5 protein-coding genes are annotated in these 6,993 nt (G+C 74.3%); all 5 read left to right on the top strand.

Annotated features, from left to right (window positions below; genetic code table 11):
* Positions 1-1,274 (top strand): cytochrome P450 (locus ACYVE9_RS10700; RefSeq protein WP_461027539.1); only part of this gene is annotated, 1,274 nt, incomplete at its 5' end.
* Between the two features lie 61 nt (positions 1,275-1,335).
* Positions 1,336-2,556, top strand: a complete 1,221-nt coding sequence (locus tag ACYVE9_RS10695; protein ID WP_461027540.1) for a cytochrome P450 family protein — start codon at positions 1,336-1,338, stop codon at positions 2,554-2,556.
* Positions 2,557-2,624: 68 nt separating this feature from the next.
* Positions 2,625-3,929: an NAD(P)/FAD-dependent oxidoreductase gene (locus tag ACYVE9_RS10690; RefSeq protein ID WP_461027538.1), complete on the top strand. Its 1,305-nt coding sequence runs from the start codon at positions 2,625-2,627 to the stop codon at positions 3,927-3,929.
* Positions 3,926-6,601: a nitrite reductase large subunit NirB gene (gene nirB / locus ACYVE9_RS10685; RefSeq protein WP_461027537.1), complete on the top strand. Its 2,676-nt coding sequence runs from the start codon at positions 3,926-3,928 to the stop codon at positions 6,599-6,601. Before ACYVE9_RS10690 ends, nirB begins: the two co-directional genes overlap by 4 nt.
* Positions 6,598-6,993: nitrite reductase small subunit NirD (gene nirD / locus ACYVE9_RS10680; protein ID WP_461027536.1), on the top strand; the 396-nt coding region annotated here is incomplete at its 3' end. The genes nirB and nirD, both read left to right, overlap by 4 nt.

Below are 6,993 nucleotides of genomic sequence, written 5' to 3'. Positions count from 1 at the left end.
CCGCCGGTCCTCTCGGCAGGTGCCCGGCTTCCACCCCGCTGTACGGCCCGCAGCTCGACGGTGACGGGCTGCCGAAGCTGTACGAGGAACTGCGCGAGACGCACGGCCCGGTGGCGCCCGTCACGCTGGCGCCCGGCATCGAGGCGTGGCTGGTCATCGGCCACGGCGAGCTGCTGCGGCTGACCCGGGAGGAGCAGGACTTCTCGCACGACCCGAGACGGTGGGGGCTGCTGCGGGAGGGCCGGGTACCGCCGGACTCGCCGATCCTGCCGATGGTCGGCTGGCGGCCGGCGCTGCTGTTCGCCGACGGCCAGCAGCACCGCCGGATGCGGGCCGCGGTGTCCGACGCGCTGTCGCGGATAAACGGGCACGAGCTGCGCCGCAGTGTCCGGACGGCCGCCGAGCGGCTGATCGCCTCGTTCGCCGAGCGCCGCGAGGCGGACCTCGTCCCGCACTACGCGCGCAAGCTGCCGATGCAGGTCATCACCGGGCTGCTCGGGCTGGATGCCCGTACCGGGCAGCAACTCGTGCAGGCCATCGCGGGCACGGTGGTCGCCAACGCCGACTCCGCGAACGCCGACAAGCGCATGGGCGCGATCCTGCTCGACCTGATCGAGGAGAAGCGGCGGGAGCCGGGTGAGGACGTCACCTCGGCGCTGCTGCGGCACCCGTCGCGGCTCACCGACGAGGAGGTGCTGCACAACCTGGTGGTGATGCTGGTGGCCGGCAACCAGACCACCGTCAACTGGATCTCCACCACCGTGCGCGTGCTGCTCACCGACCCCGCCTTCCGGTCCTCGCTGACCGGCGGGCACCTGAGCGTGGACGACGCGCTCGACCTGGTGCTGTGGCGCTTCCCGCCGACGCAGAACTTCCCCGCCCGCTACGCCACCCGCGACCTGCGGTTCGGCGGCCAGGACATCCGGGCCGGCGACATGCTCATCCTCGGTCTGGCCGGGGCCAACGCCGATCCGCAGGTACTGCCGCCGGACGGTGTTCCCGTGGTGGGCAACCGCTCGCACCTCGCGTTCGGCGCGGGACCGCACACCTGCCCGGCGCAGGACCCGGCGCGGCTCATCACCCGCACCGCCGTGGACACCCTGCGGCACCGCTTGCCCGACCTGGAACTGGCCGTGCCGGAGAGCGAACTGGCGTGGGTGAAGTCCCCGTGGAGCAAGGGCCTCGCCGCGCTGCCCGTCCGGTTCACCGACCCGCAGCTCCCGCCCGAGGCGCCCGAGGCGCCCGAGCCGTCCCGGCCCCCCGAACAGCTCTGAACCGTCCGCACACCGAAGAAGGAGAGCCGCGTTGAGCACCTCACACAGCACCCCGCACCGGATGGACCCGGCCGGCGGCTGCCCGCACGCGGCCAACGCCCGCCTGCTGGCGACGGGTTCGGTCGCCGAGGTCCTGCTGCCCGGTGAGGTTCCGGGCATGGCCGTGCTCGGGCACGACGCGCTGCGGGAGTTCCTCGCCCACCCCGACGTCGCGAAGAACGCCCGCCACTTCACCGCGCTCCAGGAGGGCGGCATCCCCGACGGCTGGCCGCTGCGGACCTTCGCCACCGTGCAGGGCATGACGACTGCCGACGACGCCGACCACCGCCGGCTGCGGTCCCTGGTCAGCAAGGCGTTCACCGCCCGCAGGGTGGAGGGCCTGCGGCCCCGGGTGGAGGAGCTGACCGCCGAGCTGCTGGACGGGCTGGAGCGTGCCGCCGACGGGGACGGCACCGCCGACCTGCGGCGGCACTTCGCGCTGCCGCTGCCGATGGGGGTCATCTGCGAGCTGCTCGGCGTGGACGCCGAGCACCACGACCGGCTGCACCACCTGTCCAACCAGGTGGTGAGCACCGACATCGGGCCGGCGGAGGCCGTCGCCGCCAACCAGGAACTGGTGGCCGTGCTGAGCTCGGTGGCCGCCGCCCGCACGGCGGACCCCGGCGAGGACCTCACCAGCGCGCTGATCGCCGCCCGGGAGGAGGACGGCGACCGGCTCAGCCAGCACGAGCTGATCGGCACCCTGCTGCTGATGATCGTCGCCGGCCACGAGACGACGCTCAACCTCATCACCAACGCGGTCCGCGCCCTGTGCGCCCACCGCGACCAGCTTGAACTGGTACGCGCCGGCGCCGCGAGCTGGCAGGACGTGGTGGAGGAGACTCTGCGCTGGGACAGCCCGGTCAGCTTCTTCCCGTTCCGCTACCCGACCCGCGACCTGACCGTCGACGGCACCGTCATCCCGCGGGGCACACCGGTGCTCGCCGGCTACTCGGCGGCCGGCCGCGACCCGCGCGCGCACGGTGAGCACGCCGACCGGTTCGACGTCACCCGGCCCGGGACCCGGCACCTGTCGCTCGGCCACGGCCCGCACTTCTGCCTGGGCGCGCCGCTGGCCCGCCTGGAGGCCACCGTCGCGCTGGAACAGCTGTTCACCCGCTTCCCCGACCTCGACCCGGCCGTTCCCGCCGAGGAACTGCGCCGGCACGCCACCTTCGTCGGCAACAGCGTGACCCGGCTGCCGGTGCGGTTGCGGCTCACAGCGGCGGCCGACGCCGGCTGAGGGCAGCGTTCCGCGCGGGAAACAACGGCGATGCCGCCGGGTAACAGCCGCGCCGCACGCTGATCCGTATGAGAACGGACAGGCGTGTGGTGGTGGTCGGCGGCGGCATGGCCGGGGCCCGGCTGGCCCAGCAGCTCGGTGACCGCGGCACCGCGGTCACCGTCATCGGCGAGGAGCGGCACCCGCCCTACAACCGGCTGCTGCTCGCCGACGAGCTGGCCGGGGCCTACCCGGCGGAGGTGACGGCGCTGCCCGCGGCACCGCCCGCGGTCAGCCACCTGCCGGGCGTCCGGGCGGTCCGGCTGGACCGGGCCACCCGCCGCGTCCAGTGCGACGACGGCCGTGAGATCGGTTACGACACGCTGGTGCTGGCCACCGGCTCCAACCCGGTGCTGCCGCCGATCCGCGGACTGTTCGACGACGGCGCGGCCGGTGGCCGGGAACTGCCGGACAGCGTGCACCCGTTCCGCACCCTGGACGACTGCCGGGCGCTGGCCTCCCTCACCGGTGACGGCACCCGGGCGGTGATCGTCGGCGGCGGCCTGCTGGGCGTCTCCGCGGCCCGGGCGCTGGCCGCCCGCGGCGTGCACACCGTGCTCGTCCACCAGGGCGAGCACCTGATGGAACGCCAACTGGACGCCGCGTCGGCCGGGTTGCTGCGGCAGCACCTGACCGGCCTGGGTGTCGAGGTGCACACCGGCTGCCGCGCCCGCGGCGTGCGCACCGGGCCCGATCCGGTGACCGGCAGGCGGGCGGTGCGCTCGGTCGTGCTGGCCGACGGATACGCGCTCGGCACCGACGTGCTGGTACTGGCCTGCGGGGTGCGGCCCCGCACCGGGCTGGCCCGCGCGGCCGGGCTGGCCACCGGGCTGGGAGTCGTCGTCGACGACGAACTGCGCACCACCGACCCGGACGTGCACGCCGTGGGTGACTGCGCCGAACACGCCGGAGTGGTCTACGGCCTGGCGGGCGCCGCCCGCGAACAGGCCGACGTGCTGGCACGGGTGCTCACCGACCCGGCCGGCGGCCACCGCTACACCGGCACCCGAGCCCTCACCCGGCTCACCCTCGCCGGCCCGGCCACCCGCGCCGGCGCCCACCAGGACCCGCACGCCCGTCCCGGGCCGGGCCCGCTGGACCTCGCCGCGTTCGGGCGCACCGACGCCCGGCCGGACGACGACACCGTGCAGCTCACCGACGCCACTCGGGGCGCCTACCGCAAGGTCGTCGTCTCCGGTGACCAGCTCGTCGGCGGCATCCTGCTCGGCGATCTGGACACCGTCGGCGCTCTCGCCCGCACCTGGGAGAACCGCGAACCGCTGCCGGACGCCCCTCTGCTGCACCTGCTCACCCATGACGGAGGCACCCCATGACGACCACCGCCGAAACCCCCGCAGCCAGTGCCGCCGAAGGCGGCAACGGCACACCGGTGATCGTGCTGATCGGCCACGGCATGGTCGGGCAGCGCCTGCTGGAGGGCCTCGCGGCCCGCGGCGTCACCGAGCGCGCCCGCGTCGTCGTGCTCGCCGAGGAGCCGCGTCCCGCCTACGACCGGGTCCGCCTGAGCGCCTACTTCGACGGCCTGACGCCCGAGCAGCTGACCCTGGTCGAGGACGGCTTCGTCGAGCGGCACGGCATCGACCTGCGGCTCGACGACCCGGCCGAGTCGGTGGACCGCGCGGCCCGGACCGTGACCACCCGCTCCGGGCGGGCGGTGCGCTATGACGTCCTGGTGCTGGCCACCGGTTCCTACCCGTTCGTGCCGCCGGTGCCCGGCGCCGACAGCGAGGGCTGCTTCGTCTACCGGACCATCGAGGACGTGCGCGCCATCGAGGCGTACGCGGCCCGCGCCGAGCGGGGGGTGGTGGTCGGCGGCGGCCTGCTCGGACTGGAGGCCGCGGGTGCGCTGAAGGGGCTCGGCCTGGAGACGCACGTCGTGGAGTTCAACGACCGGCTGATGGCCCTCCAGGTCGACGACGGCGGGGGCGCCGCGCTGCGCCGCACCGTCGAGACCATGGGCCTTCGGGTGCGGACGTCCGTCGCCGGCCAGGAGATCCTCACCGGCGAGGACGGCACGGTGAGCGGTATGCGGCTGTCCGACGGCTCGGTGGTCGACGCCGACCTGGTGGTGTTCTCCGCCGGGGTGCGGGCCCGCGACGGGCTGGGCCGGGACTGCGGCCTGGAGGTCGGCGAACGCGGCGGTGTGGTCGTCGACGAGCGGTGCCGCACCGCGGACCCGGCCGTGTACGCGGTCGGTGAGTGCGCCAGGGCTGCGGACGGCACGGTCTACGGGCTGGTCGCACCCGGCTACGAGATGGCCGAGGCCGCCGCCGACGCCATCACCGCCGCGCTCCCCGAGCCGGCCGCCGCCCCGTCGGCGGCGTCTGCGGAGCCCGCCCGGTTCACCGGCGCGGACACCTCCACCAAGCTGAAGCTGCTCGGCGTGGACGTGGCCTCGTTCGGCGACGCGCACGGCCGGGCGGACGACTGCCTGGACGTGGTGTACGCCGACTCGCGCAGCGGCGTCTACAAGAAGCTGGTGATGTCCGGCGACGGACGGCTGCTCGGCGGTGTCCTGGTCGGTGACGCCGACGCCTACGGCATGCTCCGCCCGCTCACCGGCACGGTGCCGCCGGTGCCCGCCGAGTCGCTGGTACTGCCCGCGGGGGCGGGCGCGCCGGCCGCGCTCGGACCGGGCGCGCTGCCCGACGACGCGGTCATCTGCAGCTGCCACAACGTCACCAAGGGCACGCTGCGCGGCGCGGTCGCCGACCACGGCTTCACCTCGGTGCCCGAGGTGAAGAAGTGCACCAAGGCCGGTACCGGCTGCGGCAGTTGCGTGAAGGTGCTGAGCCGGCTGGTCGACGACGAGCTGGAGGCCCGGGGCGTCACCGTCGACAAGGGGCTGTGCGGCTGCTTCGAGCGGACCCGGCAGGAGCTGTACGAGATCGTGCACACCCTGCGCGTCACCTCCTTCCGGCAGCTGCTCGACGAGCACGGCCGGGAGGCCGCCCGGGGCGGCGAGGGCTGCGAGGTGTGCAAACCGGCCGTCGCCTCGGTGATCGCCTCGCTCGCCCCGGCCATCGGAGCCGACACCCACGTGCTCGCCGGTGAGCAGGCGTCGCTCCAGGACACCAACGACCACTTCCTGGCCAACCTCCAGCGCAACGGCTCCTACTCGGTGGTGCCGCGGGTCCCCGGCGGTGAGATCACCCCCGAGGGCCTGATCGTCATCGGGGAGATCGCCCGGGACTTCGGCCTCTACACCAAGATCACCGGCGGCCAGCGCATCGACCTCTTCGGCGCCCGGGTCGACCAGCTGCCGGCGATCTGGACCCGGCTGGTCGACGCGGGCTTCGAGTCGGGCCACGCCTACGGCAAGTCGCTGCGCACCGTGAAGTCCTGCGTGGGGCAGACCTGGTGCCGCTACGGCGTGCAGGACTCGGTGCGGATGGCCATCGACCTGGAGCTGCGCTACCGCGGGCTGCGCTCCCCGCACAAGCTGAAGTCGGCGGTCTCCGGCTGCCAGCGCGAGTGCGCGGAGGCGCAGAGCAAGGACTTCGGGGTGATCGCCACCGCGAGCGGCTGGAACCTGTACGTGGGCGGCAACGGCGGTGCCACACCGCGGCACGCCGACCTGCTGGCCCAGGACCTGTCCGACGCCGAACTGGTCCGGCTCATCGACCGCTTCCTGATGTTCTACATCCGCACCGCGGACCGGCTGGAGCGCACCTCGGTGTGGCTGGAGCGGGTCGAGGGCGGCCTCGACCACGTACGCGACGTGGTGGTGCACGACTCGCTCGGCATCTGCGCCGAGCTGGAGCAGTTGATGGCCGGGCACGTGGCCGGCTACCGCGACGAGTGGGCGGCGGCGCTCGCCGACCCGGAGAAGCTCAGCCGGTTCGTGTCGTTCGTCAACGCTCCCGGCACCCCCGACCCGTCGGTGCGCTTCGTGCCCGAGCGGGGCCAGATCAAGCCGGACCTCACCCTGCTGGCCGGCCCCGAGCTTCCCGTCCGCACTCTCGAAAGGACCCAGGTCTCATGACGGCCGTACGCGAAACCCACCCCGCCCGCGTGGAGGTCCGCTTCGGCGGCGACTGGGTCGCGGTCTGCGACCACGCGGACCTCGTGCCCGGGCGCGGCGTCGCCGCGCTGCTGCCGGACGGCCGGCAGATCGCCGTGTTCACCGACCGCTCGGGCGCCCCCCACGCCCTGGACAACCGGGATCCGTTCACCGGTGCCTACGTGCTCTCCCGCGGGCTGCTCGGCTCGGCGGACGGCCGGCCCTTCGTGGCGTCACCACTGCTGAAGCAGCGCTTCGACCTGCTCTCCGGGCGCTGTCTCGACGACGAGGAGAGGTCCGTCGAGGTGCACCCCGCGCGCCTGGGCACCGCGGTGCGGCCGGGCGCGTCCCCGGTGCCGGCGGCAGGGCCGGCG

It is taken from the genome of Streptomyces sparsus (genome assembly GCF_054776295.1).
The sequence above is the reverse complement of the archived record's forward strand: the minus strand, read 5'-3'. Positions and strand labels throughout refer to the sequence as shown.

Bases quoted from the DNA above. Each gene is read 5' to 3' on its own strand.
- ACYVE9_RS10695 (WP_461027540.1), top strand. From the start codon at position 1,336: ATGGACCCGGCCGGCGGCTGCCCGCACGCGGCCAACGCCCGCCTGCTG.
- nirB (WP_461027537.1), top strand. From the start codon at position 3,926: ATGACGACCACCGCCGAAACCCCCGCAGCCAGTGCCGCCGAAGGCGGC.
- ACYVE9_RS10690 (WP_461027538.1), top strand. From the start codon at position 2,625: ATGAGAACGGACAGGCGTGTGGTGGTGGTCGGCGGCGGCATGGCCGGG.